General features: G+C 67.9%; 2 protein-coding genes. Both read right to left on the bottom strand.

Annotated elements, in window-relative coordinates; all coding sequences use genetic code 11:
- Positions 1-710: metalloregulator ArsR/SmtB family transcription factor (locus IG65_RS0133965; RefSeq protein WP_063833865.1), on the bottom strand; the 710-nt coding region annotated here is incomplete at its 3' end.
- Positions 707-1,057 carry a ferredoxin gene (gene fdxA, locus IG65_RS0133970; RefSeq protein WP_030519013.1) on the bottom strand — a complete coding sequence of 117 codons (351 nt, stop codon included), beginning with the start codon at positions 1,055-1,057 and terminating at the stop codon, positions 707-709. The genes IG65_RS0133965 and fdxA, both read right to left, overlap by 4 nt.
- Positions 1,058-1,074: the final 17 nt, after the last annotated feature.

The raw sequence follows: 1,074 nt of genomic DNA on the forward strand, positions 1-1,074 counted from the left end.
GGGGCGGATCCGGTGCTGCCGGTCGTGGTGAGATGGGCCAGGCACAGATCGGGTTCCGCGAACGCCTCGAGCCGCTCGACAGCCAGCGGCGCGGCCCGGCCCTCCAGCACGCCCTGCATCAGGCCCAGATGGATCGGGCACACCACACTCGCACGAGTTTCGGCCAGGTCGAGGAAGGGGCAGTGCCGCAACCGGATTCGCGTCCGGCCGCTACCGAGGTCGGGTTCGGGATCGAATCCGACCTCGTCGAGCACCCGCACCAAATCGCTCACAGCCTGCTCGGCGGTCGGCGCCGCGGCATCCATATCGCGAGCTATTGTGCGGCCCCAGCTGCGCCCGGCCTCCTCCGCACGATCCAACGGGTCGGGATCGGAGGCCAGCTGGGCGGTGAGGATATCGGCGAGCAACCGGTAGTTACGCGGCCCGGCCGGGTCCATCCCGCGATGAGCGCGAAACATTTGCGGAGGCCGGCCCGGGCCGGTGCGCGGACTGTCGACCCGCTCGGCCTGCCCGGCCTCGACCAGCGCCTCGAGGTGAAAACGCACCGTGTTCGGATGCAACCGCAGGTGCGCGGCGATATCGAGGATGCTCAACGCATCACGCGAGTCGCGCAATACCGCGAGCACCTCGCCGCGCCGCCCACCACCGGCCCCGGTCGGCGTCGCACGCGAACTGGACGGCGTGACAGCGGACCCCGTTTCGCGCTTCATGGCCGGGCACTCCGTTTCGGCAGCGCGGCAACCAGCGGCGTATCCACCCCGACGGGGCCGAGTTTGGCTGCGCCGCCGGGAAATCCGAGCGGTTCACCACGACCGGGCAAGGTCTCGCTGAAAAAGGCGGCATTGTCGTCGAGGTAGGGCTCGAGTTCAGCCGGCAGGTCGTCCTGGTAATAGATCGCCTCCACCGGACACACCGGCACACACGCCCCACAGTCCACACACTCGTCGGGGTGGATATACAACGAACGAGCACCCTCGTAGATGCAGTCGACCGGACACTCCTCCACACACGCCCGGTCCATCACGTCCACGCACGGCTCGCCGATCACATACGCCATACCTCTATTTATACATC

It is taken from the genome of Nocardia sp. NRRL WC-3656 (assembly GCF_000720265.1).
In the GTDB taxonomy this organism is placed as follows: domain Bacteria; phylum Actinomycetota; class Actinomycetes; order Mycobacteriales; family Mycobacteriaceae; genus Nocardia; species Nocardia nova.